The 26,701-nt window shown below is 77.2% G+C and carries 24 protein-coding genes; 16 read left to right on the forward strand and 8 right to left on the reverse strand.

The window, feature by feature from the left end:
- Positions 1–30: 30 nt before the first annotated feature.
- Positions 31–1,404: an AI-2E family transporter gene (locus tag WDV85_RS09210; RefSeq protein WP_339570322.1), complete on the forward strand. Its 1,374-nt coding sequence runs from the start codon at positions 31–33 to the stop codon at positions 1,402–1,404.
- A 50-nt stretch (positions 1,405–1,454) separates the two neighbouring features.
- On the opposite strand, the gene WDV85_RS09215 is transcribed toward WDV85_RS09210, so the two are convergent.
- Positions 1,455–6,938 carry a GH92 family glycosyl hydrolase gene (locus WDV85_RS09215; protein ID WP_339570323.1) on the reverse strand — a complete coding sequence of 1,828 codons (5,484 nt, stop codon included), beginning with the start codon at positions 6,936–6,938 and terminating at the stop codon, positions 1,455–1,457.
- Positions 6,939–7,134: 196 nt separating this feature from the next.
- Between WDV85_RS09215 and WDV85_RS09220 the strand changes: the two genes are divergently transcribed.
- The 4 genes from WDV85_RS09220 (at position 7,135) to WDV85_RS09235 (ending at position 11,663) form a co-directional block, all read left to right on the forward strand.
- The gene (locus tag WDV85_RS09220) at positions 7,135–8,277 is read left to right on the forward strand and encodes a LacI family DNA-binding transcriptional regulator (RefSeq protein ID WP_339570324.1); all 1,143 of its coding nucleotides are present in this window, start codon (positions 7,135–7,137) and stop codon (positions 8,275–8,277) included.
- A 44-nt stretch (positions 8,278–8,321) separates the two neighbouring features.
- Complete coding sequence (locus WDV85_RS09225; RefSeq protein WP_339570325.1) at positions 8,322–9,617, forward strand: ABC transporter substrate-binding protein; 1,296 nt, start codon at positions 8,322–8,324, stop codon at positions 9,615–9,617.
- 277 nt (positions 9,618–9,894) lie between these two features.
- Complete coding sequence (locus tag WDV85_RS09230; RefSeq protein ID WP_445263280.1) at positions 9,895–10,767, forward strand: carbohydrate ABC transporter permease; 873 nt, start codon at positions 9,895–9,897, stop codon at positions 10,765–10,767.
- Positions 10,764–11,663, forward strand: coding sequence for a carbohydrate ABC transporter permease (locus WDV85_RS09235; protein WP_339570327.1), 900 nt, complete (start codon positions 10,764–10,766; stop codon positions 11,661–11,663). Before WDV85_RS09230 ends, WDV85_RS09235 begins: the two co-directional genes overlap by 4 nt.
- Before the next feature lie 107 nt (positions 11,664–11,770).
- Here WDV85_RS09235 and WDV85_RS09240 read toward each other — a convergent pair whose 3' ends face one another.
- Positions 11,771–12,748: an MSMEG_6728 family protein gene (locus WDV85_RS09240; protein ID WP_339570328.1), complete on the reverse strand. Its 978-nt coding sequence runs from the start codon at positions 12,746–12,748 to the stop codon at positions 11,771–11,773.
- A gap of 65 nt (positions 12,749–12,813) precedes the next feature.
- Entirely contained in the window at positions 12,814–13,260 is a 447-nt protein-coding gene (gene panD / locus WDV85_RS09245; protein WP_339570329.1) for an aspartate 1-decarboxylase, read from the reverse strand.
- Positions 13,261–13,411: 151 nt separating this feature from the next.
- Here panD and WDV85_RS09250 point away from each other — a divergent pair, with 151 nt between their 5' ends.
- Positions 13,412–14,269 (forward strand): sulfurtransferase, encoded by an 858-nt coding sequence (locus WDV85_RS09250; RefSeq protein ID WP_339570330.1) that lies wholly within the window; start codon positions 13,412–13,414, stop codon positions 14,267–14,269.
- 162 nt (positions 14,270–14,431) lie between these two features.
- Here the strand turns inward: WDV85_RS09250 and WDV85_RS09255 are convergent, their stop codons facing one another.
- Both WDV85_RS09255 and WDV85_RS09260 read right to left on the reverse strand, forming a co-directional pair.
- On the reverse strand, positions 14,432–14,989 hold the full coding sequence (locus WDV85_RS09255; RefSeq protein ID WP_339570331.1) for a hypothetical protein: 558 nt from the start codon (positions 14,987–14,989) through the stop codon (positions 14,432–14,434).
- A gap of 143 nt (positions 14,990–15,132) precedes the next feature.
- Positions 15,133–15,372 (reverse strand): hypothetical protein, encoded by a 240-nt coding sequence (locus WDV85_RS09260; protein WP_339570332.1) that lies wholly within the window; start codon positions 15,370–15,372, stop codon positions 15,133–15,135.
- A gap of 151 nt (positions 15,373–15,523) precedes the next feature.
- On the opposite strand from WDV85_RS09260, the gene WDV85_RS09265 reads away from it, so the two are divergent.
- The 4 genes from WDV85_RS09265 to WDV85_RS09280 all read left to right on the forward strand — a co-directional run bounded on the left by WDV85_RS09265 (position 15,524) and on the right by WDV85_RS09280 (position 17,828).
- A complete protein-coding gene (locus WDV85_RS09265) occupies positions 15,524–15,832 on the forward strand; it encodes an EthD family reductase (protein ID WP_339570333.1) in 309 nt (102 codons plus the stop codon).
- Between the two features lie 265 nt (positions 15,833–16,097).
- Positions 16,098–16,712: a hypothetical protein gene (locus WDV85_RS09270; protein WP_339570334.1), complete on the forward strand. Its 615-nt coding sequence runs from the start codon at positions 16,098–16,100 to the stop codon at positions 16,710–16,712.
- A gap of 64 nt (positions 16,713–16,776) precedes the next feature.
- Positions 16,777–17,181 (forward strand): NUDIX domain-containing protein, encoded by a 405-nt coding sequence (locus tag WDV85_RS09275; RefSeq protein WP_339570335.1) that lies wholly within the window; start codon positions 16,777–16,779, stop codon positions 17,179–17,181.
- Positions 17,182–17,297: 116 nt separating this feature from the next.
- The gene (locus WDV85_RS09280; RefSeq protein WP_339570336.1) at positions 17,298–17,828 is read left to right on the forward strand and encodes a hypothetical protein; all 531 of its coding nucleotides are present in this window, start codon (positions 17,298–17,300) and stop codon (positions 17,826–17,828) included.
- Between the two features lie 65 nt (positions 17,829–17,893).
- Here the strand turns inward: WDV85_RS09280 and WDV85_RS09285 are convergent, their stop codons facing one another.
- Together WDV85_RS09285 and WDV85_RS09290 are read right to left on the reverse strand one after the other, a co-directional pair.
- A complete protein-coding gene (locus WDV85_RS09285) occupies positions 17,894–18,370 on the reverse strand; it encodes a hypothetical protein (RefSeq protein ID WP_339570337.1) in 477 nt (158 codons plus the stop codon).
- Positions 18,371–18,373: 3 nt separating this feature from the next.
- Positions 18,374–18,730, reverse strand: a complete 357-nt coding sequence (locus WDV85_RS09290) for a hypothetical protein (RefSeq protein WP_339570338.1) — start codon at positions 18,728–18,730, stop codon at positions 18,374–18,376.
- Between the two features lie 106 nt (positions 18,731–18,836).
- Between WDV85_RS09290 and WDV85_RS09295 the strand changes: the two genes are divergently transcribed.
- The 5 genes from WDV85_RS09295 to WDV85_RS09315 all read left to right on the forward strand — a co-directional run bounded on the left by WDV85_RS09295 (position 18,837) and on the right by WDV85_RS09315 (position 25,550).
- Positions 18,837–19,634 carry a histidine phosphatase family protein gene (locus WDV85_RS09295; RefSeq protein ID WP_339570339.1) on the forward strand — a complete coding sequence of 266 codons (798 nt, stop codon included), beginning with the start codon at positions 18,837–18,839 and terminating at the stop codon, positions 19,632–19,634.
- A gap of 163 nt (positions 19,635–19,797) precedes the next feature.
- Positions 19,798–20,829 carry a 3-oxoacyl-ACP synthase III gene (locus WDV85_RS09300; protein ID WP_339570340.1) on the forward strand — a complete coding sequence of 344 codons (1,032 nt, stop codon included), beginning with the start codon at positions 19,798–19,800 and terminating at the stop codon, positions 20,827–20,829.
- The gene (locus tag WDV85_RS09305; protein WP_339570341.1) at positions 20,826–23,699 is read left to right on the forward strand and encodes an alpha/beta fold hydrolase; all 2,874 of its coding nucleotides are present in this window, start codon (positions 20,826–20,828) and stop codon (positions 23,697–23,699) included. Before WDV85_RS09300 ends, WDV85_RS09305 begins: the two co-directional genes overlap by 4 nt.
- Positions 23,696–24,718 carry an NAD-dependent epimerase/dehydratase family protein gene (locus WDV85_RS09310; RefSeq protein WP_339570342.1) on the forward strand — a complete coding sequence of 341 codons (1,023 nt, stop codon included), beginning with the start codon at positions 23,696–23,698 and terminating at the stop codon, positions 24,716–24,718. Before WDV85_RS09305 ends, WDV85_RS09310 begins: the two co-directional genes overlap by 4 nt.
- A gap of 115 nt (positions 24,719–24,833) precedes the next feature.
- The gene (locus WDV85_RS09315) at positions 24,834–25,550 is read left to right on the forward strand and encodes an aminoglycoside 3'-phosphotransferase (RefSeq protein WP_339570343.1); all 717 of its coding nucleotides are present in this window, start codon (positions 24,834–24,836) and stop codon (positions 25,548–25,550) included.
- On the opposite strand, the gene WDV85_RS09320 is transcribed toward WDV85_RS09315, so the two are convergent.
- Positions 25,520–26,152, reverse strand: a complete 633-nt coding sequence (locus WDV85_RS09320) for a hypothetical protein (protein ID WP_339570344.1) — start codon at positions 26,150–26,152, stop codon at positions 25,520–25,522. The two genes, WDV85_RS09315 and WDV85_RS09320, sit on opposite strands and share 31 nt — an antisense overlap.
- A gap of 80 nt (positions 26,153–26,232) precedes the next feature.
- Between WDV85_RS09320 and WDV85_RS09325 the strand changes: the two genes are divergently transcribed.
- Positions 26,233–26,694 (forward strand): TIGR03618 family F420-dependent PPOX class oxidoreductase, encoded by a 462-nt coding sequence (locus WDV85_RS09325; protein ID WP_339570345.1) that lies wholly within the window; start codon positions 26,233–26,235, stop codon positions 26,692–26,694.
- The last annotated feature ends 7 nt before the right edge of the window (positions 26,695–26,701 follow it).

The following is a 26,701-nucleotide window of genomic DNA, read 5'->3' on the forward strand; positions in this document are numbered from 1 at the left end:
CCGCCCGGGGGCCGCGGTGAGGAGCTCCGCATGTCTCTGCTCGACCGGCTCGACCGGCTGCGCCGACGCAGCGCGCCGCAGCGCGTCGCCGTCGTCGGCGCCTCCGGCGAGGACGACGCCGCCCCCCAGCCCGCGAGCGGCACCGGCTCCGCCGGTGCGGACGGCGTCGACGCGGTCGTCGAGATGCGCCCGTCGCGCGCCCACGCCACGAGCCGCTTCGGCAGGCTCGAGCAGGCGGCCACGGCGGTCGCGCTGTGGGTGCTGCGGGTCCTCGCGATCGTCCTCGGCCTGGTGCTCGTCTTCCTGGTGCTGCGCGAGCTGTGGTCGATCGTGCTCCCCGTCGTGCTCGCCCTCATCCTCTCGACGGTCCTGTGGCCGGGGGTCAAGCTGCTCCGCAGGGTCATGCCGGCGGCCCTCGCCGCCGCCATCACCCTGCTCGTCTTCCTCGGCGTCATCGTCGGGATCTTCTCCTTCCTCATCCCGCGGGTCGTCGAGCAGGCGTCCGGGCTCGGCGACCAGGTGTCCGGCGGTATCGAGCAGGTGCAGCAGTTCGCACGGGACGTCACCGAGAACGGCATCTTCGGCATCGGCGCCGACCAGGTCAGCGAGTACCTCGACCAGGCCCTCCAGCAGCTCCAGTCGAGCGCGCAGTCCATCGCCGGCAGCGTCGGCAGTGGGCTCGTCACGGGCCTGACGAGCGTGGGCTCCGCGCTCATCACCCTGCTCCTCGTCCTCGTCCTCGCCTTCTTCTTCACGAAGGACGGGCCCAAGTTCCTCCCGTGGCTGCACCTGTGGAGCGGTCCGAAGGTGGCCACGCACGTCGACGAGCTCCTGAGCCGGGTCTGGTCGACGCTCGGCGGGTACATCTACTCCCAGGCCGCCGTCGCGCTCGTCGACGCCGTCTTCATCGGCCTGGGCCTGTGGCTGCTCAGCGTCCCGTTCGCCTTCCCGCTGGCGGTCCTGGTCTTCTTCGCAGCCTTCATCCCGATCGTCGGCGCGGTGGCCACCGGCGCGCTGGCGGTACTCGTGGCCCTCTTCGCCGAGGGGCCGCTCATCGCCCTGGCGGTGCTGGGCGTCGTCCTCGCGGTGCAGCAGATCGAGGGGAACGTGCTCCAGCCGATCCTCGTCGGCAAGACGTTGGCGCTGCACCCGGCCGTCGTCATCCTCGCCGTGACCGCCGGCGGCACCATCGCCGGCATCATCGGCGCCTTCCTCGCGGTGCCCGTGACGGCCGTCGGCACGGTCGTCTTCCGGTACGTGCGCGAGTCCGTCCTCGACGAGGACCCGACATCCGGCGGGGGCGGCGCCCCGCTGTCGTCGACGGAGTCGGCCGAGGTCGAGCACCGCGTCGACGAGGGCGAGAGCAACCGCGAGGCCGCGCAGGCCGTCCCGCCCCCCGCCTGAGCCGACCCCGCCCGGCAGCGCGACGACGCACCTGGGTCGTCGGTGCCGGGTCAGCGCCCGGCGACCACCAGGCGCTCGCTCGTCGCGGCGCCCGACGCGGCGCCGCTCGCCGCGAGGTCGTGCGGGCCCCGGCGGGCGTCCGCCGGCACCTGCACCTGCGCGGTGAAGGAGCCGTCCTCGCCCGCCTGCGCGACGGCGAGGTCCACGACCGGCGCCTCGCCGCGCCCCTGGTGGCGCTGCAGGGTCAGCGCGACCTGCTCACCGGGCAGGTAGCCCGAGCCGCTCACCTCCACCTGCGCGCCGGGGGAGGCCAGGCGCGCGCCCAGCTCGAGGGCCGGGTCCACGGCGACGACCTGGACCTGCACCTCGCGGGACGCGCTGGTGCGGCCGTCGTCGACCGTGACGTGGGCCGTGTAGGTGCCCGGCGCCGCGTAGACGTGGTCGCCGACCACCTCCGCACCGCCGTCGCCGGTCGGCCGGACGGCCGCCGTCTCCAGCGGCGTGCCGTCGCCCCACAGGACGCGGGCGGTGAGGTCCTCGGGGGCCGCCGCACCGCCCGTCGCCGTGGCGAGCACCGCCCCGACGGGCGCACCCGCGGCCGCGGTGACGGTCTCGGGCGCCTGCACCGCGAGCGCGTCGGCGGGCGTGCCGTCGGAGGCCACGGCCATGACGTGCACCCGGCCGTCCTCGGTCTCCGTGCCCTGCTGGTCGGGCATCGTCAGGGTGACCGGGAGCGGCCCGTCGAGCGCCACCGGGGCGGTGGCGAGGACGAAGGGCCGGGCCGCGTCGCGGCTGCCGCCGAGGAGGCGGAACTGCGCCGCCGCCACGACGACGTTCCCGAACTGCGGCTGGTTCGACGGGTTCCCGCCGAGGGTCCAGTCCGAGAGCTGCAGCGGCACCTCCTGGGTGCTGCCGTCGGCGTAGGTGAGCAGCGCCGTCTCGTCCTGCGCGCCCTGGGTGCCCGCGCCCACGAAGGACAGCTGCGTCGCGTCGGCCGGCAGGTCGAGGTCCACGACCTGCCCGTCGCCCGTGGCGTTGTCCGGCGCGCCGGCCGGCACGGCGGGCATGACGAAGGACAGGTCGGTCCCCGGCACGCCGTGCCGCTCGCCCTGGACGAGGCCCGCGTCCGCGAGCGCGGCCCGCGAGTAGGACCAGCCCTTGGCGTCGCAGTCGGCGCCCGCCCCCTCGTCGCCGATGCACGTGCTGTCGAAGGCCGCGCGCAGCGACCCCTCCGGCACGAGGGCGACGTCGACGAGCAGCTCCGACGTGGCGGTGGCGTCCCCGGACGTCGCCGTGACGACGACCCGGTGCACGCCCGGCTCGGCGTAGGTGTGGGCGCCGCTGACGACGAGGGAGCCGAGGCGGCCCTCGCGCACGTCGGCGGGCACGGGACCGGTGCCGTCGCCCCAGTCGACGACGACGTCGACGTCGTCCGCCGCGGCCCCGGCGACCACGGCCAGGTCGCCCGACACCTCGCGGCCGGTCTGGGCGGTGAGGTCGGCGCCCGCCGTCACGGCGAGGTCGCCGGAGACGGCCTCGGCCGGGTCGACGAGGAGCTCGACCTCCGAGAGCTGCACGGTGTCCGCGCCCGCACCGGTGATCCGCAGGCGGTACTGCGCGAAGGGCTGGGCGTCCTCGACCTGGAAGGGCCGCGTCTGGCGCCGCCAGGCGAAGGCCTCGCCGGAGCGCGCGTCGACCTGGGTCCACGTCGCGCCGTCGTCGGAGCCCTCGAGGACCCAGGCGCTCGGGTCGCCGGCGCCGTCGGTGCCGCGCCCGGAGGTCAGGGTGTAGGTCCGCACGGCGCGGGCGCCGACGGCGGAGGTCCACGTCAGCTCGGCGTCCGCGCCCACCGTGGCCTGGCTGGCCGAGGTGTCGTCGACGAGGGCGGCCACGTCCGCGCCGCTCGCGGCCGTGAGCGTCCCGAGCCCGCTCGCCGTGGAGTCCTCGAGCGGGTCGGGCGCCTCGCCCTCGGGCGTCAGCGACGGCGGGGCGTCCTCCGGGTCCGAGCCCCAGTCCGATGGCTCCTCGCCGGTCGTGAAGGCCAGCTCGTGGCCCCCGCTGACCTGGTCGGCCGAGAGCCACGTCTGCTCGTGCGGCGCGCCGTCGACCGTGAGCGACTGGACGTAGACGTCGTCGTGGCCGTTGTCGCCGCCGCCGGCGTCCTTGGCGGTGACGACGAGGTCGCCGTCGGGGCGGTGGACGACGGCCCGGTCGAACAGCGGCGAGCCGACGCTCCACCGGTCGGACCCGACCTGCTGCGGGTAGACCCCGAGGGAGGACAGGACGTACCAGGCGGACATCTCGCCGTTGTCCTCGTCGCCGGGGTAGCCCTGGCCGATCTCGTCGCCCGTGTACAGGCGGCGCATGATCTCGCGGACGACGGCCTGCGTCTTCTCCGGCGCGCCGGCCTCGAGGTAGGCGTAGGGGATGTGGTGGCTCACCTGGTTGCTCATGCCGAGCTGCCCGAGCCGCACGTCGCGGGCCTCGCGCATCTCGTGGATGACGCCGCCGTAGCCGCCCGGCTTGTCCGCCTCCTCGGGCGTCGCGAAGAACTCGTCGAGCTTCGCCTCGAGGCCCTCGCGGCCGCCGTAGAGGGCGGCGAGGCCGGCGCCGTCGTGCGGGGCGTGGAAGGCGAAGTTCCACCCGTTGCTCTCGGTGTAGACCCCGCCCCACGCCTCCGGGTCGTACTGCTCCGGCGACTGCTGGAACGACCCGTCGGGGCGGCGGCCCTGGAAGAAGCCGACCTCCGGGTCGAACATCCGGGCGTAGCCGGTGGCCCGGTCGAGGAAGTAGGCCGACTCCTCGCGCAGGCGCTCCCGGCGCTCGTCCGGCGTCCGCGGGTCGTCGGCGAGCGCCGCGGCCATGTTGCCGATGCCGTAGTCGTTGATGAAGCCCTCGAGGCCCCAGCTGACGCTCTCCCCGGTCGTCGTCGGCGTCCAGCCGAGGAAGATCGACGTGTCGAGGCCCTTGCGGCCGACGGCGGCGTCGGGGGAGGGGGTCGTCGCGTTCTTCACCGCGGCGTCGTAGGTCTCGAGCGCGTCGGGCAGGTCGACGCCCTTGAGGTAGGCGTCGGCGAAGGCGACGTCCGAGCTCGTGCCCGTCATGAGGTTGGCGTAGCCGGGGGAGGACCAGCGCGACACCCACCCGCCGTCGCGGTAGTGCTGGACGAAGCCGTCGACGAGCTCGGCCGCCACGTCCGGGTAGAGCAGCGAGTACGCCGGCCACACCGTGCGGTAGGTGTCCCAGAAGCCGTTGTTGACGTAGATCTTGCCGTCGACGACCTCGGCGCCCGTCTGCGTCGCCGTGGGCTCGCCCGCCGGCTCGGCGACCGGGCTCGCGTACCGGTAGACCGGCTCCTCGGGTGTTCCGGTGTTCTCGAACTGGCTGTTGGGGTAGAGGTTCAGCCGGTACAGCGAGCCGTAGAGGCTGCGCAGCTCGGTCTCGCTCGCGCCCTGCACCTCGACGACGCCGAGGCGCTCGTCCCACTGCCGCGCGGCGTCGGCGCGGACGTCCTCGAAGGACCGGCCCTCGAGCTCCATCGCCAGGTTGGCGCGCGCCTGGTCGAGGCTGATGAAGGACGTCGCCACGTGCAGCACGACGTCGTCGTCGCCGTCGAAGGCCGCGTAGCGCGTGCCCCGGTGGCCGCCGTCGGTGGCCCCGGCCGCGCTCGCGGCCCGGTCGAACGTGCCGGCCACGAACATGCGGCTGCGACCCGCCGACAGGCCGCTGCCGTTGTCGACCCAGCCGGTGAGCTCCGTCGAGCCGGCCTCCACGGAGAACTCCCCGCTGTCGTCGACGGTGTCGACGACCACCTGCCGCGGCGCCCCGTCGGGGAAGGAGAAGCGCATCACCGCGCCGTGGTCGGTCGGCGTCGTCTCGGCGCGCAGCCCGCCCTCGAGGTCGACGCCGTAGTAGTCGGGCTGCGCCGTCTCGGCCGTGTGGGCGAAGGGCAGGGAGCGCGCCTGCGCGCCGCCCGCCGGGACGCCGTCCGCCGTGGCGGGCATGAAGGAGACCTGGTTGCGGTCGCCCATCCACGGGCTCGGCTCGTGGGAGAAGGCGAGGCCCTGCAGGTGGGGCCGGTTCTGGGCGTCGTTGCCGCGCGCCCAGTCGTACTCCCAGCTCTGGCTGTTCGCGTTCGTCACCGGCGTGAGGAAGTTGAAGCCGTTGGGGACGGCGGTGATCGGCAGGTTGTTGCCGCGCGAGAAGCTGCCCGTCGAGTTGGTCCCCCGGCGGGTGTCGACGAGCGCCGTGAACCCCGTGCCGTCGGTCGGCGCGGTGAGGACCTCGGGCGCGGGGTCGATCGTCACGTCGTCGACCCAGCCCGCGAAGGCGGTGCCCTCCTCGGCGTCGGGGTCGTCGTAGGACAGGAGCAGCGCCTCGACGCGCTTGCCGGCCGCGACGGCGCCGAGGTCGGCCTCCACGTGGTTCCACTGGTCGGGGTAGAGCACGTCGGAGGCGCCCTGGCCCGCCGCCGTCAGCGGGTAGCCGTGCTGGTCGGTCGCCCCCAGCTCGGACAGCCGCGTGCCGTCGGTGAAGCGGACGTCCATCGCCACGTGCAGCGACGGGTAGGAGAGGTCGCCGCCGGTCAGCTCGGGGAAGACGCGGTAGGAGAGGTGGGAGTCCTCACCGACGAGGAGGTCGTCCACCTCCACCACGCGGTTCACCGCGCTCGCGCGCCCGTCGACGGTCTGCACGCCCGCGTAGCGCAGGGCCGCGACGCCGGTGAAGCCGACGCGCGGGCGGACCGTCGGGCCGGACGCCGGGCCGGGGCCGACCTCGGTGGTCATGGGCTCGGCGGGCGCGGGCGGGGCCGTCCCGTCGGCGAGGTCGAGCTCGGCGAGCTGGAGCAGGGGACCGCCGGCGTTCGCGTCCACCTGCAGCCGGTAGAAGCGGTGGGGGGCCGAGGCCTCGTCCAGCACGAACTGCTGGGTCGACAGGCGCGCGGGGAAGGTGAGGTCGGTCCGCCGGTCGACCTCCGTCCACTCCTGGCCGTCGTCGGACCCGAGCAGGCGCACCTCCCGCGGGTCGCGCTCCGGCGCGTCGTTGGCCGAGGTGAGCGACCAGGTCGTCACGGGCCGCGGCTCGGCCAGCTCGACCTGCAGCCAGCCGGTGGGGGAGAAGGCCAGCCACTTGGAGCTGGTCGAGCCGTCCACGGCCGCCGAGGCGACCTCCGAGGGCGGGTTCTCCGCGCTCGCCGTGACGGCGACGACGTCGTCGCGCACGGAGCCCGGGAGGCCGGCCTCGCCGCCCTCGACGCCGTCCTGCAGCGGCTCGCCGTCCTGGGTCTCCGGGGTGCTCACCAGCACCTGCGGCGCGTCGCCCGTCTCGAAGGACGTGCTGAACGACCCGCCGTCGGCCGGCTCGCCGGGCGCCGCCGGCGCCGCGCCGGCCGGGGACGCCACCACGAGCGCCAGCGGGAGGGCGAGCGCGGCGGCGGCCGCCGCGGCGACCGAGCGGCGGCCGCGAGGGCGTGCGCCGCCCGCGAGCGGGGACGGCCGTGAGTGCGGGGGGAGGTGCAGGGCGGGGGGAGCCATGGGGAGCCTTCCGACGAGGGGACCGCTGCGTCGGCCCGCCGGCGCTCCCGGCGACCCCCGGGGCGGGGCGCCGCGGGCCGGCGCCGGTGCGGGCCCACGACCGGTAGGGAACAACTCGGACGGCCGGGTGTCAACGTTGTCAGGTCGTGACCCCGCCTCCCCGGCGCGGCCGCGGCCGTCCTGCATACTCCCCGGCGTGCACACCGCGGACGGGGAGCGCCCCCCGACGACGCTGCAGCACGTCGCCGCGCTCGCCCGCGTGAGCCCCAAGACGGCGTCCCGGGCGCTGAACGGCGAGCGCTACGTCGCCCCCGAGACGGCGGCGCGCGTGCTGGAAGCGGCTCGGAGCGTCGGCTACCGGGTCAACGCCGTCGCGCGCGACCTGCGGCTCGGCGCCGCGCCCCCGCTCGTCGGCTTCGTCTCGGCCGACCTCGCCAACCCCTTCTACTCGCGCCTGGCCGCGGGGGTCGAGCGCGAGCTGCGACCGGCGGGCCTGCTCCTCGTGACCGTCTCCAGCGACGAGGACCCGGACGCGGAGCGCACCGCCGTCGCCAGCCTGCTGGACCGCGGCGTGCGGGCGCTCGTCGTCGCGAGCACGAGCGCCGACCAGGAGCACCTCGAGGCCGCCCGCCGCCCGGGCACGCCGCTCGTCATGGTCGACCGCGCCGGGGCCGTCCCGGGCGCGGACACCGTGGTGCTCGACAACGCCGCGGGCGCCCGCGAGGTCACGGCCCACCTGCTGGCGCGGGGGGCGGGCGGAGGAGCCGGCGGGGAGGGGCGCCGCCCCCACCTCGCGGTCGTCAGCGACCTCCGCCGCCTCGAGACGGGGCGGGCGCGGATGGAGGGGGTCGCCCGGGCGCTCGAGGAGGCCGGGCTGCCCCCGCTCGCCGCCGCCCAGGTGCGCGAGGCGCACGACGCGGCGAGCGCCGAGCGCGCCGTCGCGGAGCTGCTGGCGGCCGACCCGCACCCGACCGGCGTGCTGGCGATGAACAACCTGCTCGCGACCGGGGCCGTGCGCGCCCTCGCGCGGGCCGGCGCGCTCGGCACCTGCGCGGTGGCGGGCTTCGACGACGTCGACCTCGCCGGGCTCGTCGGCCTGGCGACCGTGAGCTACGACGCCGAGGAGATGGGCCGCGAGGTCGGCCGGCTCGTGCTGGCCCGCGTGCGCGGCGACGAGGGCCCGGCGCGGCACGTCGTCGTCCCGACGCGGCTCGTGGTCCCCCCGGACGACGACGGAGCGGACGGCCGAGCCGACGGCGGAGCGGGCGACCGCGTCGAGGACGGTGCCCCAGGTCACGATCGCATGACGTCGTTGACATCACCGACGCCGCACGCCTAGCGTCCTGACGTCTCATGACATCGATGTCACTCAGAGGAGTACACATGCGTTCCACCCGTCTGCAGACCGGTGTCGTGGCGGGCGTCGCGGCCCTCGGCCTGACGCTCGCGGGTTGCGGGTCCGACTCCGGCGGCTCCGGCGGCGACGGCGGCTCCGGCGGCGGGGACGCCAGCGAGGTCGAGGTCTTCACCTGGTGGGCGGCCGGCTCCGAGAAGGCCGGCCTCGACGCCCTCGTCGCCGTCTTCGACGAGCAGCACCCCGACACCGAGTTCATCAACGGAGCGGTGGCCGGCGGCGCCGGCTCGGCCGCGAAGGACCTGCTCCAGCAGCGCCTGCAGACCAACGACCCGCCGGACACCTTCCAGGCGCACGCCGGCGCGGAGCTGCAGGACTACATCGACGCCGCCCAGATCGAGGACGTCAGCTCCCAGTTCGACGAGTTCGGCCTCACCGACGCGGTGCCGCAGGACCTCATCGACCTGCTGACGACCGAGGACGGGGCCATCTACTCGATCCCGTCGAACATCCACCGCTCGAACGTCGTCTGGGCGAACCCGCAGGTGCTGCAGGACGCGGGCCTGGACCCCGAGGCGACCTACAGCAGCATCGACGAGTGGATCCCCGCGCTCCAGGCGGTGCAGGACAGCGGCGTGACGGCGCTGTCGGTCGGCCAGGCCTGGACCCAGGTCAACCTCCTCGAGACCGTCCTCATGTCCGACCTCGGCGCCGAGGGGTACATCGGCCTGTGGGACGGCTCGACGGACTGGAGCTCGCCCGAGGTGACGGCCGCCCTGGAGGACTTCGACACCCTCATGGGCTTCACGAACACCGACCGCGACGGCCTCGACTGGCCCGACGCCACCCAGCAGGTCATCGACGGCCAGGCCGGCTTCAACGTCATGGGCGACTGGGCGGAGGCCGCGTTCGAGGAGCAGGACCAGGTCGCGGGCGAGGACTACACGTACTTCCCCGTCCCGGGCACGGCCGACCAGTTCGGCTTCCTGGCGGACTCCTTCACGCTGCCCGTGGGCGCCCCGCACCCCGGCGGCGCCGAGGCGTGGCTCGAGACCGTGGCCTCCCCGGAGGGCCAGGCCGCGTTCAACAAGGCCAAGGGCTCGATCCCGGCCCGCTCGGACGTCGACCTGTCCGACTTCAGCGAGTACCAGCAGAGCGCGGCCGAGGACTTCGCCTCCGCGACGATCGTGCCGTCGCTGGCGCACGGCGCCGCGGCGCCGGTCGCCACGCTCAACGACATCACCGACGCCGTGAGCAAGTTCACCAGCGGCTCCTCGGACGTCGCGACGCTGCAGCAGGAGATGGGCGCCGCCGTCAACGGCTGACCCCCCGCCGCGGCGCCCTCCCCGGCCTCGGGGAGGGCGCCGCGGCGTCACCGCTCGACCCCCGGACCGGCGCACCGGCCCGCGGGACCCCAGCACCTCGTGGAGGACCCCCCGTGACCCCTCAAGCGCCGACCGCGGCCGCCCGCGGCACCAGCGGCGGTGGCGCCCGGTGAGCAGCCCGACCACCGCCTCCCCGCGCACCGACCGCCCGTCCGGCACGAGCGCCCCGACGGGGGAGCGCCGACGCCGGCGGCGCGCCGGGCGCTACGTCGCCCCGCTGCTGCTCATCTCGCCGTCCCTCGTCGTCCTGGCCGTCTTCGTCTACGGCCTCATCGCGGTCAACATCCGCACGTCGATGACGGACGCCAACGACGCCGCGATCGCCACGGGCCGGGAGCCCGCGACCTTCGTGGGGCTGGAGAACTACGTCCGCCTGCTCCAGGACGACGACTTCCAGCACTCGCTCGCCAACATGCTGCTCTACACGGTCGTCTTCCTCGGCGGCGCGCTCGCGGTGGGCTTCGTCTGGGCCTGGCTGCTCGACAAGCCGATCAAGGGGGAGGGGATCTTCCGCTCCGTCTACCTCTTCCCCATGGCGGTGTCCTTCGTCGCCTCCGGGGTCGTGTGGCGCTGGCTGCTCAACTCCAACCAGGGCGACAACGCGTCGGGGCTCAACCGGCTCTTCGAGATGGTCGGCCTCAGCTTCCTGCAGAACCCGTGGTGGAGCGACCCGCGCTGGGGCATCGCCGCCATCGCCCTGCCCGCCGTCTGGCAGCTGGCCGGCTACGTCATGGCGCTCTTCCTCGCCGGCTTCCGCGGGGTGCCCGAGGAGCTGCGCGAGGCCGGCCGCATGGACGGCGCCAGCGAGTGGAAGCTGTACCGCTACGTCGTCTTCCCGCAGCTGAGCCCGGTGCTGCTGTCGGCGCTCATCATCATCGGCCACATGTCGCTGAAGGTCTTCGACCTCATCCTGTCCATCGCGGACTCGTCGAACTACTCGACGAAGGTGCCGGCGGTCGACGTGCTGCAGTACAAGTCGAGCTTCGCCTACGCGGACGCGGCGGCCGTGGGCACCATCCTGCTGCTGCTCGTGGCGCTCCTCATCATCCCCTACCTGGTGCGCACCGCCCGAGCGGAGAAGACCCGATGAGCGCGACGACCGCCACCGTCAGCGGGCCGAAGCCCGAGGAGCGCCTGCGCCTCGCTCCGCGTCCCCGGGAGCGTCGGTTCTCCGGAGCGCGCACGCTGCGCTACGCCCTCCTCCTGCTCTTCCTCGTCTTCGTGCTCACGCCCGTGTACGTGCTCGTCGTCACGAGCTTCAAGGGGGCGGGCGACGCCTCGCCGGACACCGCCTGGGCGCTGCCGAGCACCTGGACGACGGACAACTGGGTGGCGGCGTGGGACGCACTCGCCCCGGCCATCGGCCGCACGTTCCTCATGGTGATCCCGGCGGCGGTGATCTCCTCCGTCCTCGGGTCCATGAACGGGTTCGTCCTGTCCCGCTGGCGCTTCCCGTACGCGAACCTCGTGTTCACGCTGATCCTCTTCGGGATGTTCATCCCGTACCAGGCGGTGGTGATCCCCCTCGCGCAGCTGCTCACGGTCACGCTGCAGGTGCCGACGGGCATCCCGTCGCTGATCATCCTGCACGTCGTCTACGGCATCCCCATCACGACGCTGATCTTCCGCAACTACTACGAGTCGGTGCCGGGGGAGCTCATCGAGGCCGCACGCGTCGACGGCGCCGGCATGCTGCGCACCTACGCGTCGGTGATCCTGCCGGTGTCGCTCCCGGGCTTCGTCGTCGTCCTCATCTGGCAGTTCACGAGCGCCTGGAACGACTTCCTCTTCGCGGTGTTCTTCGCCTCCAGCCAGAACGGCCCGGTGACCCTGGCGCTGAACAACTTCGCCAACGGCGCGCTGCTGCAGAACTACGGCCAGTCGATGGCCGGTGCCCTGCTCGCCTCGGCGCCGACGCTCGTCGTCTACATCGTCCTCGGCAAGTACTTCGTCGGCGGGATGATGTCGGGCTCCGTCAAGGGCTGACCCGCCCCCCTGACCCGCCCGAGACCAGCAGGCCCGTGCAGGAGGGCCCCGGCGCACCGCGCCGGGGCCCTCCCGCACGTCCGGGGGCGTCCGAGGAGTCGGGGCGCTCAGGCGTCGACGCGGACCTGGAAGAGGCGCCGAGGGTCCTGCAGCGCCGCCGGCGGCAGGGCCGCGGAGCGGGCGAGGCGCCCGCCCCAGCGCACGGCCCGCCGGTGGGGCGCCGGGGCGCCGCGGCGGGGCACGAAGGCGTAGTCGCCGACGACCTCGCCGACGAGCAGGGCTCGCTCGCCCTCGATCGGCAGGCCGACCTCGTCCCCGACCGCGACCTCGTGCACGAGCGAGTGCAGCTGGCGCAGCTCCTTGCCCGGGCGGCGCTCGGGGTGCAGCCGCTTGAGCAGCGCCCGCAGGTCGGGCTCGTCGACGGGGGAGGGGTCGCCCCCCTTCTGCGCCGCCCGCTCGAGGGCGGCCGCCTCGGCCGCCCGGCGGGTCTCCTCGAGGCCCTCGACGACGTCGACGTCGACCCCGGAGCCGGCCGACAGGCCGACGACGCCGTCCGCGAGGAACGCGGCCAGGGTCTCGGCGTCGCCGGGGCGCACGACCCACAGCGGCCGCCCCCGGGGCGCGGCCGGCGGTGCGGGCGGGGCCGGCTCGGGCCAGGCGTAGGGCAGGTCGTCCGGCTCGTCGCCGAAGACGGGCGCGTAGGTCTCCGGGTCCTTGCGCAGCAGGGCCGAGCGGTGGCTGCGGTGGACCTCCTCGTCGCCGAGCCAGGCGGGGAGGAGACCGGCCGCCGCCAGCTCGTCCTGCGTGGCGCCGACGACGTCGGGGGCGAACTCGCCGATGAGCTCGGCCGTGCCGTCCGCGTGGCCGCGCCGCGCCCAGGCCTCCACGCAGGCGAGCCCGTACCCGACGAGCGCCGGGGTGCACCCGCGCCACATGAGGACGGCCGGGTGGTTGGCCCACCCGTAGTCGGGCAGCTCGAGCGCCCGCAGGATCTGCAGCGTCTCCACCCGCTGCTTGCCCAGACGAGGGGAGTCGAGCACCTCGGCGCTGCGGGCGAAGCTGGCGTAGGGGAGGAAGGTCTGCACCGGCCCATCCTCGGCCACGCCCGGGGCCGGCGAGCGCCCCGGCCGCGCCGACGTCGGGGGCGGGGTCAGACGGAGGTCGTCGCCAGGGCCAGGGGAGGGCGCTGCATGGCGGGGACGTCGCGGCCCTCGCCGGCCGGCACCGGGGCGGAGAGGTCACCGCCGAGGGCGACCTGGCGGTTGCGCCCGTCGACGTGGACGACGCGGGGGGAGTGGCCCTCGCGCTCGGACTCCTCGAGCTCGACGAACGACATGATGATGACGAGGTCACCCGGCGAGATGAGGTGCGCCGCAGCGCCGTTGATGCCGATGACACCGCTGCCCGGCTCGCCGGGAATGACGTAGGTGGTGAGCCGGGCGCCGTTCGTGACGTCGACCACCTGGACCTGCTCGCCCTCGACGAGGTCGGCGGCCTCGGCCAGCTCGGCGTCGATGGTGATCGAGCCGACGTAGTGCAGGTCGGCCTCCGTGACCGTGGCCCGGTGGATCTTGCCGTTGACGACCGTGCGCCGCATGCCCGCTCCTGTCCGCCCGTGCGCCGGACCCGCGCCTCGGGCCCGATCCGTGCTCGCTCGAGGGTAACGAGCGGGAGGGGCACCACCTTCCCGGCGAGGCGGCGGACGACGTGGCCGCCGCCGGGCGACGCGGCGGCGTAGCGTCGCCGTCGTGCACCCCGGGACGCGCGAGGCCCTGCTCGTCGACGCGCCCGCGCTGGCCGAGGCCCTCGCCTCGCCGTCGCCGCCGGTCGTCCTCGACGTCCGCTGGGCGCTCGACCGCCCCGACGGCCGCGACGCCCACCGGGCCGAGCGGGTGCCTGGCTCGGTCTACGTCGACCTCGAGACCGAGCTCGCCGGCCGCGGGGAGCCCGCGGACGGCCGGCACCCGCTGCCCGCGGTGGCCGACCTGCAGGCCGCCGCCCGGCGGTGGGGCGTGCGCCGCGACGGCGCCGTCGTGGTGCTCGACGACGTCGGCGGCCTGTCCGCCGCCCGGGCCTGGTGGCTGCTGCGCTGGGGTGGCCTGGACGACGTCCGCCTGCTCGACGGCGGCCTCGCCGCCTGGCGCGCCGCCGGCCTGCCCACCGCCTCCGGCGAGCCCGAGGAGCCGGTGCCCGGTGACGTCGACCTGTCCGCCGGGCACCGGCCCGTGGTGGACGCCGACGGCGCCGCGGACCTGGCCGCCCGCGGCCGCCTGCTCGACGCCCGCGCCCACGAGCGCTACACGGGCGAGGTCGAGCCGGTCGACCTGCGGGCCGGCCACGTGCCGGGAGCCCTCAGCGCGCCCACCGCGGACAACCTCGACGCCGACGGCCGGTTCCGCGCCGCCCACGAGCTGTCCCGGCGCTTCGCCGCGCTGGGCGTCGGGCCCGACGACGAGGTCGGCGTCTCGTGCGGCTCCGGCGTCACCGCCGCGCACGAGGCGCTGGCCCTGGAGCTCGCCGGCTGCCGACCCGTGCTCTTCGCCGGGTCGTGGTCGGCGTGGTCGAGCGACCCGGCGCGGCCCGTGGCGGTGGGACCGCAGCCCTGACGGCACCTCTCGCCGATCGCCGATAATGGGCGTTATGACATCTGAGGCCGCGGGGGCGGCGCTCGCGGTCCGCGAGCCCTCCCCTCCCGAGCACGACGACGCCGCCGCACCCGTGGGGTGCGGCGGCGTCGTGGTGGGGCGCGCCGTCTCGGCGCGCCGCGGTCAGCGGCGGAAGGTGCGGTCCACCAGCTGCGTGGCGCGGTTCGGCGGGCGCTGCTGCTCGCCGGCGTAGGAGCTGATGCCGACGAGCGTGCCGGTCAGCGACGGGATGACCCACTGCAGCGCGTGCAGCTGGCGCTGCGCGTCGGCGACGTCGGGCGGCGTCTGCGACGACGGCGTCGTGCCCCCGCGCACCGGGACGTCCTGGTGCTCGGAGACCTTCTTGCCGAGGACCCGGCTGTAGGCCGTGACGCCGAGGGCGGCCGCCGTGACGATCGTCTTGGCGACGCTCATCGACCGGACGCCCGGCTGGCTGGACAGGCGGTCGCGGTTGCCGAGCAGCTGGCCGACCGAGCCGACCAGGTGGAGGCCGATGGCGGCCGCGTTGACCGGCGTCCACCGGTCCCAGCCGGCGTTGGCGACGCGCCCGGCCTCGCGCGGGTCGCCGGGCTTCGACGCGGCGCTGTTCAGGGCCACGGCGTTCGCCAGCGTGCCGCCGAACCAGGCGGCGAGGCCGACGTCGTGCATGACGCGCGACGGCGTGTTGTTCTGCGAGGACACGGGTTACCTCCGGGAGTCGTCCGGTGCGGGCGTTCTCCCCCACCCTGGACGCGCTCCGGCGCCACCGCACGGCGGGACGCCCACCGGCGCCCCTCCCCGGCCGCGGCCGACGCCCCGGCGGTCTCAGCCCCGGGTGCGCAGGCTCAGCCCCGGGTGCGCAGGCTCGTGCGCCGCAGGAGCTGGCCGTCGTCCGTCTGCTGCTTGCGCCGGGCGGCCAGGACGCCGACGACGACGCCCACGACGCCCCACACCCAGCCGATGTAGTTCACCGGGTCGGTGACGACGAGGACGACGCCGGCGAGGAAGGCCAGGACGCCGAGGAGGGCGACGAGGCGCCGCACGAGGAGGGTCGCCGTCGACTGGTGGATCTCGCTGCTGCTCACGCGGCAGAGCCTAGGGCGGAGCGGACGGCGCCGCCCCGGACGACCCGCCGCCGCTCCACCGCGGCCCGTCGTCCCCGCGTCGGCGACGCGGCCCCCGCCCCCTCCCCGCTGCCGCCGTGCGGGGCCGCGGGGGCGGCCCTAGCGTCGAGCCATGGCCGTCAAGCTCACCGTCATCTACGACAACCCGAAGGACGCGGACGCGTTCGAGGAGCACTACGCGGGGACGCACGCCGCGCTCGCCGCGAAGGTGCCCGACGTGCAGAAGGTGGAGACCGCCAAGGTCTTCCCCAAGGAGGACGGGTCCGACACGCCCGCCTACCGCACCGCCGACCTGTACTTCGTCGACTACGCCACCGCGTGCGCGGCGCTGGCCAGCCCCGAGGGCCAGGCGCTCGCGGCCGACGTCGACGCCGTGGCCACCGGCGGCTACCGGATGCTCCTGTCCCAGGTCGGCGGCTGACGCTCGACCCGCCTCCGCTCGACCTCAAGGCTGTGGGCTTGACGACGCGTCGTCAAGCCCACAGCCTTGAGGTCGAGCGGAGGCGGGTCGAGCGTCAGCCGCCGACCTGGGACAGGAGCATCCGGTAGCCGCCGGTGGCCACGGCGTCGACGTCGGCCGCGAGCGCCTGGCCCTCGGGGCTGGCCAGCGCCGCGCACGCGGTGGCGTAGTCGACGAAGTACAGGTCGGCGGTGCGGTAGGCGGGCNCCGCCGCGCCGAGGACGCGGTGCCCGCGCTCCTCGAGCGCCTGGGCCGGCTCGCGCCGCAGCCGCTGCGGCCCTTCGAGCGCACGGCGGGCGACGAGGTGCAGGGCGTCCTCGACGACCCCGGCGTCGTCGTCGCCGTGGTGCTCGCCCTCGCCGACGAGGGGCGCTGGAGCACCGGCGTCGGCGTCGGCCCCGTGCGCCGCCCCCTGCCCGCCTCGACCCGGGCCGGGGCGGGACCGGCCTTCGAGGCCGCCCGGGCGGCCGTGACGGCGGCGAAGGGCGTGCGCGAGGGCGTGGCCCTCCGCGGACCGGACGGGCCGGACGGCTCGTCCGGGGCGGACGACGCGCCGGGCGCGCCCCTCGAGGAGGCCGGGCCGGCGACGGCGGTGCTCGACGCCGAGACGGCGCTGCTGCTGCTCGTCGGCCTCCGGGCCCGCCGCTCCGGCCCCGGCCGCGAGGCGGTCGCGCTCGCCGAGCGCGGCCTCGGCCCGCGGGAGGCCGCGCAGCACCTGGGCGTGACCCCCCAGGCGGTCAGCCAACGGCTGCGCGCCGCGGCCTGGACCGCCGAGGAGCGCACGCGCCCCCTCGCGGCGCGCCTGCTGGCCCGCGCCGCCCGCGCCGCCGAGCGCGCCTGACCGCCGGCGGCGCCCGTCCGCGCGGGTCCGGGCACCGACCCCGTCGGTGGCAGGCTGGCCCCTCGTGGAGCAGGGGACCGACCGGCACGTCGTGGTGACGGCGGCCCTGCGGCGCGACGGCCGGGTCCTGCTCGCCCACCGCTCCCCCGGCCGCGAGTTCTACCCCGACGCGTGGGACCTGCCCGGCGGGCACGTCGAGCCCGGCGAGGCCCCGCGGGCCGCCCTGGCCCGCGAGCTCGCCGAGGAGCTCGGCGTGGTGGCCGAGGTCGTCGGCGAGCCGGTCGCCCGCCTCGTCGCCGACGACCTCGTCATGGACGTGTGGGTCGTCGACACCTGGCGGGGCGAGGTCGTCAACCGGCAGCCGCACGAGCACGACGCGCTGGCGTGGTGCGACGCCGCGGACGTCTCCGCCCGGGGTCTCGCCCACGCCGACCTCGGCGGGGTGCTGCGCGGGCTGCTGCCGGGCTGAGGCCTGCGCCGGTCGCCGGACGCCCCTCTCCCCCGCCGGCCGGTCCCGGCGCCCGCCCGTCCCGCACCCCCGGACGCCTCCCCCGCGCCGTCGGACCCGTGCGCCACGCTGGGCCCGTGGTCACCGCCCTGCTCGTGCTCGTCGCGCTCGTCGGCGCCGCGGCGTGGCCGCAGGCGTCGCCCCGCCTCGGCCCCGCGCGCCCGTGGGTCCGCCGCCTCGCCGTGCCGGTGGCCGTGGCCGGTCTCGCCCTGGCCGCGGCGCTCGCCGCCGCGGCGTGGCCCCGGGGCTCCGCCGACCCGCGCGCCGTCGTGCCCGCCGCCGTGGCGGCGGCCGTCCTGGCCGGGGGGCCGTGGGCGAGCGCCGTCCTCGAGGCGGTGCGGCGGGGCCAGCGCCTCGACGCCGCCGCGCAGGGCCTGGTGCTGCGCGGCGGCGCGGCCATCGGCGCGCTGGAGCGGGCCGCCGTGGCGGCCACCCTCCTGGCCGGGTGGCCCGAGGGCCTCGCCGTCGTGCTCGCCGTCAAGGGCCTCGGCCGCTACGACGAGCTGCGCACCTCCGCCGACGCCGCCGAGCGCTTCATCGTCGGCACCTTCGCCAGCACCCTGTGGGCGGCCGCGTGCGCGGGGACGGCGGTGCTCGCCACGGGGTGACGCCCGCGGCGGCCCCGCCGGTGGCCGGCGGCGGGCCGGGTGCGGGCGTGGTGCCGGACCAGGGCTCAGACGGCCCGGCGGGGGCGCTGCGAGCGGAGCCACCAGAGCCCCAGGACCGGCAGCACGAGGGGCACGTAGCCGTACCCGGCGCCGAAGCCCGACCAGACGGTCGCGTCGGGGAAGGCCACCGGGTCCTCGACGGACAGCAGGCCGACGGTGAGGACCCCGACGAGCTCGACCGTCACCGAGACGAGCGCCACGCGCCGCGAGCGCTCGCTGGAGCGCACGAGGGCGACCGTCGCGACGACGTAGACGGCGGCCGCCAGCGCCGAGAGCAGGTAGGCGAGCGGCGCCGCGGAGAAGTCCGTGGCGATCTGCACGAGCGCCCGGGCGCTCGCGGACAGGGCGAAGACGGCGTACACGGCGACGAGGAGCCGCCCCGGGCCCGAGCGCAGGGCCGGGCGCACGTCGGACGTCGCGGCGGCCGCCCGGGGGTCGCCGGCCGGGGGGCCGCCGGCGGGGTCACGGCGGGGTCTCGCCACGGGTCACCCGTTCCAGATCTGCTCGAGCCGCAGCACGAGCACGGCGGTGGTCACGGCCGTGACGGCGAGGACGCCGTTGCCCCACCGGCTGCGGTCCGCCAGCCCCCAGAAGACGCCGGCGGGCAGGAGCAGGACGATGGTGAGCAGGTAGCCCGCGAAGGTCGCCGTCGACAGGGGCCGGGTGCCGGTGACGACGAGCGCCGTCGCGATGACGGCCTGGACGAGGATCGCGGCCTCGAGCACGGCCGCCAGCAGCAGCTGGCCCCCGGACGGCCGCGCCGCCCGCAGGGCGCCCACCAGCGACCACACCGCGAGCGCCAGCGACAGGGCGCCGAGCAGGAGGGCCAGGGGGGCGAGCACGGCAGCAGCGTAGGAGGGCGGCGCCGGCCGCCCTCCCGGGGATCCCCGTCGCCGCGCGCCCCGCGCGCGGGACGCGCCCGAGGCCGCCGCTGCCTAGGGTCCCCGCATGAGCACGGACGCGACGAGCCCCGCCCAGCGCAGCCCCGACGACGCCGCCGGGGGGTCCGCCGCCACGAGCGCCGGGGCGGCCGGCGCGAACGACGCCGGCGCCGTCCGCGCTCCGGACGACGGCCGCGCGACGTCGTCCGTGGCGGGCGTCACGGGCCCGGTGTCGGAGGGCGCGCACGCCTACGCCTCGGGGCCGGGCGCCCACCCCCTGCTGCTCGTGCGGCACGGGCAGACGGAGTGGTCGCTCGACGGGCGCCACACCGGGCGCACCGACATCCCGCTCACCGAGGAGGGCGAGGCGCAGGCCCGTGCCCTGCGCGACCTCCTCGCGCCGTGGGACGTGCGCGCCGTGCGGGTCAGCCCGCTGCAGCGGGCCCGCCGCACCGCCGAGCTGGCGGGGCTCGGCGACCACCTCGAGCTCGTCGAGGACCCCGACCTCGTCGAGTGGGACTACGGCAGCGTCGAGGGGAAGTCGACCCCGCAGGTCCGCGAGGAGCTGGGGTACGAGTGGAAGATCTTCGAGCACGGCGTCGCGCCCGGGCGCACGCCCGGGGAGCTGGTGCAGGACGTGGCCGCGCGCACGGCCCACGCCCTCGCCCGGGTGCGGCCGCTGCTCGACGAGGGCCCCGTCTGCCTCGTGGCGCACGGGCACTCGCTGCGCATCCTCGCGGCCACCTACCTGGGCCTGCCGCCCAGCGCCGCCGCCGCGCTGGAGCTGAGCCCGGCCTCGCTCAGCGTGCTGGGCGAGAGCCACCGGGTGCCGACCGTGCGGCAGTGGAACCTCAGCCCCGCCTGACCCACCACGACGGCCGCGGGTCGCCCGCGGTGGCCCCGGGCACCGGTCCCCGCCGTCGTCGGAGGGCGGACGGCGGAAGCAGTGGCAGACTTCTCGCCCGTGCGCCGGGGGCGCGGTCCCCGCACCGCCCCCGCTGGGCGCCACTCCTCGAGCAGGACGGACGATGCACGTGTCGGGCAACACCTCCATCCACCACGAGGGCACCGCCCTGCTCGGCACGAGCGCGGTCGAGGCGCCCGTCGTCGTCACGTCGGCGTCGATGGAGGAGCGGCTCGCCCCGACCCTGCGCCGCCTGCGCATGCGCCCCGGCACGCTGGCCTCGCTGGCGGGCATCGAGGAGCGCCGCTGGTGGGGCGAGGAGGAGGACGCCGCGCAGGGCGCCGCCCGCGCGGGGCGCCAGGCCCTCGAGGCCGCGGGCGTCGAGCCCGGCGAGGTGGGGCTCCTGGTCAACACCTCGGTCTACCGCGCCAACCTCGAGCCGTCGGTGGCCGTCGGCATCCACCACGCGCTCGGGCTGCCCACCTCGGCGCTCAACTTCGACATCACCAACGCCTGCCTGGGCTTCGTCAACGCCCTCACGCTCGCGGCGACGATGATCGAGAACGGGCAGATCCGCTACGCCCTCGTCGTCGACGGCGAGGACGCGCGCCCCGTGCACGAGTCCACCCTCCGGCGGCTGTCCGCCGAGGACGCCACGCGGCGCGACTACACCGACGCCTTCGCGACCCTCACCCTCGGCTCGGGGGCCGCGGCGGCCGTGCTCGGCCCGGCCGCCGACCACCCCGGCGCCCCGCAGGTCCTCGGGGGCGTGTCCCGGGCCCGCAGCTCGGCCCACGAGCTGTGCGTCGGCAGCAACGACGGCATGGTCACCGACGCCCGCGGCCTGCTCGAGGAGGGCATGCAGCTCGTCGGCGACGCCTGGGACGACGCCCAGGCCGACGGCTGGGAGTGGAAGGACATGGACCGCTACGTCCTCCACCAGGTGAGCACCGTCCACACCCGCGCCCTCGTGGAGCGCATCGGCATCGACCCCGAGCGCGTCCCGCTGACCTTCCCGCGCTGGGGCAACGTCGGGCCGGCCGCCCTGCCCATGACGCTGGCGGCCGAGGCGCCGTCGCTGCGCCCCGGCGACCGGGTGCTGTGCATGGGCGTCGGCTCCGGCCTCAACACGGCCATGACGGAGATCCGCTGGTGAGGGGCTCCCCCTCCCCCGCGTCCTCACCCCTCGCCGCACGCCCCTCCCGCGCCACCGCGCCGGGGGCTCCCGACGTCGACCCGGCGTCGCTGCCCGGCGTCGACCCGCGCTGGTCGCGCCTCGTCCAGGCGCCGGGCGTCGACGGGATGCGGCGGACGTGGCACCTGCTCGACGGGGCCGGCAGCCTCGGGGGCGAGGAGCCCGCGGGCACCGTGCTCGCCGTCCACGGCAACCCCACGTGGTCCTACCTGTGGCGCGACGTCGTCGCCGCCGGCGTCGCGGGGGACGCCGCCGGGCGGCGCTGGCGCGTGGTCGCCGTCGACCAGCTCGGCATGGGCCTGTCCGACCGCCGCCCGCGCGCCGGGGGCGGCCCGTGGCGCCTGGCCGACCGCGTCGCCGACCTCGGCGCCCTCGTGGAGGTGCTCCGCGCGGGGACGGACGACGGCTGGCCGCCCGTCACCGGCCCCGTCGTCGCCCTCGGCCACGACTGGGGCGGCGTCGTCGTCACCGGGTGGGCGGGCGAGCACCCCGAGCAGGTGGCCGCCCTGGCGCTGACCAACACGGCGGTGCACGCGCCCGCGGGCGCCGCCCTGCCCCTCGCGCTGCAGGTCGTCACGGCTCCCGGCCTCCACGCGCTGGCGACCTCGCGCACCGACGCCTTCGTCCGCGCGGCCGCGGCCCAGCCGCACCACCGCCTGCCGGACGACGTGCGCGCCGCCTACCGCGCGCCCTACCGCAGCGTCGCCGACCGGGCCGCCGTCGAGGGCTTCGTCGCCGACATCCCCTGGCGCGCTCACGACGTGAGCCGCCCGGCGCTCGAGCGGGTCACCGCCGGCGCCGACGCCCTGGGGGCCGCCGACGTCCCCGCCCTCCTCGTGTGGGGCGTCCGCGACCCCGTCTTCGGCGAGCAGTACCTGCGCGACCTGCGGGCCCGGCTGCCGCGGGCCGACGTCCACCGGGTCGAGCGCGGTGGGCACCTCGTGCCCGAGGACGTCGACCTCGGCCCCCTCCTGCTGCGCTGGCTCGCCGCGCGCGGCGTCGGGGCCGGCGCCCCCGCGGCCGCCCCGGAGCCCGCCGCGGCCCCGCACGGGCACCGCCGACCCCTCTGGGCCGAGCTCGCGGCGCGCGCGGACGACGACGGCCCCGCCGTCGTCGAGGTCCCCGCGGGCGGTGGCGCGCCGGCCGTCCTCAGCTGGCGCGAGCTGGGCCACCGCGTCGCCGAGGTGGCCCTCGGCCTGCACGACGAGGGCGTGCGCCCGGGCGACCGCGTGAGCCTCCTCGTGCCGCCCGGCGCCGACCTCACCACGGCGCTCTACGCCTGCCTGCGGCTCGGGGCCGTCGTCGTCGTCGCCGACCAGGGCCTCGGCGTCCGCGGTCTGAGCCGCGCGGTGCGGGGCGCCGCGCCCCGGCACGTCGTCGCCGTCGAGCGCGGCCTCGTGGCGGCCGCCGCGCTGGGCTGGCCCGGCCGGCGCACCGGGGCCGGCCCGCTCGGCCCGCTCGGGCGACGGCTCGCCGGCTCGACGCTGGCCGGGCTGGCGGCCCGCGGGCGCCGCAGCCCCCTCGCCGGCGTCCCTGACGGCGAGCGGCCGACCGTCGCGAGCCTCCGGCTGCCCGAGCCGGCGCCGGCGGACGACGCCGCCGTCCTCTTCACCTCCGGGTCGACCGGTCCCGCCAAGGGCGCCGTCTACACCCACGACCGGCTCGCCGGCGTGCGCGACGCCGTGGCCGCGGCCTACGAGGTCGACCACGGCACCGCGCTCGTGGCGGCCTTCGCCCCCTTCGCCCTGCTCGGCCCCGCCCTCGGGGCCGTCTCTGCGAGCCCGGCCATGGACGTCACCGCCCCGGCGTCGCTCACGGCGACGGCGCTCGCCGACGCCGTCGCCGCCGTCGGCGCCACGGTCGTCTTCGCCTCCCCCGCCGCGCTCGCCGGGGTGGTCGCCACGAGCGGGCGCCTCGACGCGCGCGGGCGCACCGCGCTGGGCGGCGTGCGCCGCCTGCTGTCGGCCGGGGCGCCCGTGCCCGTCCCCCTGCTGCGGCAGGTCGCCGCCCTCGTGCCGGGGGCGTCGCTGCACACCCCCTACGGCATGACCGAGGGCCTGCCCGTGACCGACGTGCGCCTCGCCGACCTCGAGGCCGCCGGCCCGGGCGGGGAGGCGGGCGGGGGCGTCGCCGACGGCGTCCTCGTCGGCGCCCCCCTCGACGGGGTGCAGGTCGCCGTCGCGCCGCTCGACGCCGACGGGACGCCGACCGACCGCCTCGTCCGCACGCCCGGCACGGCCGGCGAGGTCCTGCTGCGCGCCGGCCACACCAAGGCGCGCTACGACCAGCTCTGGGCCACCGAGGACGCGAGCCGCCTCGTCGACGCGGCCGGCGCCGTCTGGCACCGCACCGGCGACGTCGGGACGCTCGAGGCGGACGGTGGTGACCGCGTGCGGCTGCGCGTCCAGGGCCGCACCGCCCACCTCGTGCGCACCGCCGCCGGCGTCGTGACCCCCGTGGGCGTCGAGCTCGCGGCGGCGTCGGTCCCCGCCGTCACCCGGGCCGCCGCGGTGGGCGTGGGCCCCGCCGGCACGCAGGCCCTCGTCGTCGTCGTCGAGACCGATCCGCCGACGCGTCGCGCCGGCGGGGCCGCACCCGACCTCGTCGCCGCCGTGCGCCGGGCGGTCGCCGGGCTGCCCTCGGCGCCCGCCGTCGCGGCCGTGCTCGTCGTCCCGGCCCTGCCCGTGGACGTCCGGCACGAGTCGAAGGTCGACCGCACCCTCGTCGCCGCGTGGGCCGCCGACCGGCTCGCGGGGCGCCCCGTCGCGCCGCCGTGGTCCCGCACCGGGCGGCTGCGAGCCGCGGTCGGCGCTCTCGGAGCGCGCCGGTGAGCGGCGGGCTCGTAGTGGTCACCGGTGCCAGCGGCATGCTCGGGCGCGCCGTCGCGCGCGCCCTCGCCGACGCGGGCCACCCGGTGCGCACGCTGCAGCGCAGCGCCAGTGGGCTGGCCGGGCACCGCTCCCCCGCCGGGGGCGCCGTCGAGGACGTCGCGGTCGACCTCGCCGCCCCCGGAGCGGCTCCCGCCCTCCGCGCGGCGTTGGCGGGCGCCGAGGCCGTCGTCCACCTCGCCGCGAAGGTCTCCGTCTCGGGCCCGTGGGCGGCCTACCGGCGCACGAACGTCGAGGGCACGCAGCGGCTGCTGGACGCGGCGGGCGCCGCCGGGGTCCGCCGCTTCGTGCAGGTCTCCTCGCCCTCCGTGGCCCACGCGGGCGAGCCGCTCGTCGGCGTCCCCGCCGGTCCGGCCGACCCCGGCGCCGCGCGCGGCTCCTACGCCCGCAGCAAGGCGATGGCCGAGCGGGCGGCCCTGGCGGCCGACGGCCCCGACCTCGCCGTCGTGGCCGTGCGTCCGCACCTCGTCTGGGGGCCGGGCGACACCCAGCTCGTCGCCCGCGTCGTCGCCCGGTCGCGGGCGGGCCGCCTGCCCCTCCTCGACGGCGGGACGGCCCTCGTCGACTCGACGTACGTCGACGACGCCGCCGACGCGCTCGCGGCGGCCGCCGCCCGCGCCGCCGACCCGCAGGTGCACGGGCGGGCCCTCGTCGTCAGCAGCGGGGAGCCGCGCACGGTCGGCGAGCTCCTCGCCTCCCTGTGCGCCGCGCACGGGGCCCCACCTCCGGCGCGGTCGGTGCCCGCCGGGCTCGCGCGCGCCGCCGGCGGGCTGGTCGAGGCCCTCTGGGCGGTGCGCCCCGGCCTCGGCGGCGACGACGAGCCGCCGATGACGCGCTTCCTCGCGGAGCAGCTCTCGACGGCGCACTGGTTCGACCAGCGCGAGACGCGCCGCCTCCTGCGGTGGAGCCCGCGCGTGGGCCTCGACGCGGGCTTCGCGCGGCTCGCCGCCGCGGCCGCCTGACGCCGTGGCCGACCCGATGCGTCCCGCGACTCCTCCCGCCACTCCTCCCGGGGCTCCCCCGGGGGCTCCTCCTGGTCGGGCGCCCGTGGCGGCCGTCCCGGCGGGGACGGTCCCCGTGCCCGCTCTCGTGGCCTCGCTGCTGCCGGGCCGCGTCCTGGAGGCGGTCTGGCGCAACCAGGCGGACGGCACGACGTGGCGGACGACGGACGACGGGCCCGCCCGGCACGTCAAGTGGGCGCCCCGCGGCGCCGCCGCGCTGGACCTGCCGGCGGAGGCCCGGCGCCTGCGGTGGCTCGCCGGCCGCACGCCCGTGCCCGCCGTCGTCGCCGTCGCGGCGGACGAGGAGGGCGACGTCCTCGTCACCGCGACCGTCCCCGGCCGCAGCGCCGTGGACCCGCGGTGGCTGGCCGAGCCCGAGGCGGCCGTCACCGCCGTCGGCCGGGGGCTGCGGGCGCTGCACGACGCGCTGCCGGTCGAGGAGTGCCCCTTCTCGTGGTCGGTCGCCGACCGCCTGGCGCACGTGCGACCGGACGTCACACCGGACGTGCGCGCACGCCTGGGGTACCCGCCCGCCGTCGACCGGCTCGTCGTCGCCCACGGCGACGCGTGCATGCCGAACACGCTCCTCGCCGACGACGGCGCGTGGGCGGCGCACGTCGACGTCGGCGCGCTCGGGGTGGCCGACCGCTGGGCCGACCTCGCCGTCGCCTCCTGGAGCACCGCGTGGAACGTCGGCCCGGGCTACGAGGACCTGCTCCTCGAGGCCTACGGGGTCGCGCGCGACGACGAGCGGGTCGCCTACTACCGCGAGCTCTGGGACGCCGGCCCCTGAGCGGCGTCGGCGAGCGGGCCGCGCCGCCACGCCAGCGCCGCCGCGTGCGAGGTCAGGCGCACGACGGGCAGGTCCGGCCGGTCCGCGCCGAGGGCGAGGACGCGCTCGCGGCCGCGGTGGTGGCTCGTCCACGCCCACCGGACGATGTTCGCCGGGTCGGTGAGGACCGTCCGCAGCGGCGGCTCGACGTTCCCGTTCCACAGCACCTCGCGCCGCAGACGGCGCCGCACCGTCCGGCGCACGACCTGCCGCATGACGCGGTGCCGCGGCAGGTCCAGCCACACGACCAGGTCGGCGCGGGCGGCGAGCAGGTCGCGGACCGAGCCGTACTGCCACTCCGTCACCCACGCCTCCCCCGCCGCGAGCGCGGCGACGTCGGCGCGGAACTCCGGTCGCGGCACCCACCCCGGGCCGTGGTGCAGGGCGTCGAGCTCGACGTGCGGGACGCCGAGGTCGGCGCCCAGCGCCCGGGCCAGCGTCGTCTTCCCCGCCCCGGAGGTGCCCGCCACGGCGACGCGCCGGGGCCGGCGCGCGAGGCGGTCGCCGGGCCCGAGCAGCGCCGGTGACGACCGACCGGGTGCGGGCGGCTCCGGGGCGGGCACCCGCCGACCGTAGGCCCCGGCGCGCCCTCTCGTCGTCCCGTCGTCGGGGCGGCACCGGCACGGCTGGGTAGCGTGCCGCCATGCCGCAGATCGCCACGTCGACCACGGTCTCCCGCGAGGAGATGCTCGCGTTCGCGCGCCCCCGCCACCGCGTCCTGCTCATCACCCACCGGCGCTCCGACGGCGGCCCGCAGGCCTCGCCGGTCGCCTGCGGCGTCGACGAGCAGGGCCGCTTCGTCGTCTCCACCTACCCCGAGCGCGCGAAGTCCGGCAACGTCCGGGCGACGGGCCGCGCCAGCGTCGTCGTCCTGTCGGACGACTGGGACGGCCCCTGGATGCAGGTGGACGGCGACGCCGAGCTCCTCGAGCTGCCCGAGGCCCTCGAGCCGCTCGTCGACTACTTCCGGTCCATCTCCGGCGAGCACCCCGACTGGGACGAGTACCGCGAAGCGATGGCTCGCCAGGGCAAGGCCCTCATCCGCATCACGCCCACGCGGTGGAGCCCCGTCGCCACGGGCGGCTTCCCGGCGCGGCTCGGGTAGGCCGGCA

The sequence above is a fragment of the Pseudokineococcus sp. 5B2Z-1 genome, from assembly GCF_037482305.1.
Lineage (GTDB): Bacteria > Actinomycetota > Actinomycetes > Actinomycetales > Quadrisphaeraceae > Pseudokineococcus.

Excerpts from the sequence above, each read along its gene's own strand:
- WDV85_RS09265 (WP_339570333.1), top strand. The coding sequence starts at position 15,524 with ATGGCCGTCAAGCTCACCGTCATCTACGACAACCCGAAGGACGCGGAC.
- WDV85_RS09215 (WP_339570323.1), bottom strand. The coding sequence starts at position 6,938 with ATGGCTCCCCCCGCCCTGCACCTCCCCCCGCACTCACGGCCGTCCCCG.
- WDV85_RS09295 (WP_339570339.1), top strand. The coding sequence starts at position 18,837 with ATGAGCACGGACGCGACGAGCCCCGCCCAGCGCAGCCCCGACGACGCC.
- WDV85_RS09300 (WP_339570340.1), top strand. The coding sequence starts at position 19,798 with ATGCACGTGTCGGGCAACACCTCCATCCACCACGAGGGCACCGCCCTG.
- WDV85_RS09225 (WP_339570325.1), top strand. The coding sequence starts at position 8,322 with ATGCGTTCCACCCGTCTGCAGACCGGTGTCGTGGCGGGCGTCGCGGCC.
- WDV85_RS09325 (WP_339570345.1), top strand. The coding sequence starts at position 26,233 with ATGCCGCAGATCGCCACGTCGACCACGGTCTCCCGCGAGGAGATGCTC.
- WDV85_RS09210 (WP_339570322.1), top strand. The coding sequence starts at position 31 with ATGTCTCTGCTCGACCGGCTCGACCGGCTGCGCCGACGCAGCGCGCCG.
- panD (WP_339570329.1), bottom strand. The coding sequence starts at position 13,260 with ATGCGGCGCACGGTCGTCAACGGCAAGATCCACCGGGCCACGGTCACG.
- WDV85_RS09235 (WP_339570327.1), top strand. The coding sequence starts at position 10,764 with ATGAGCGCGACGACCGCCACCGTCAGCGGGCCGAAGCCCGAGGAGCGC.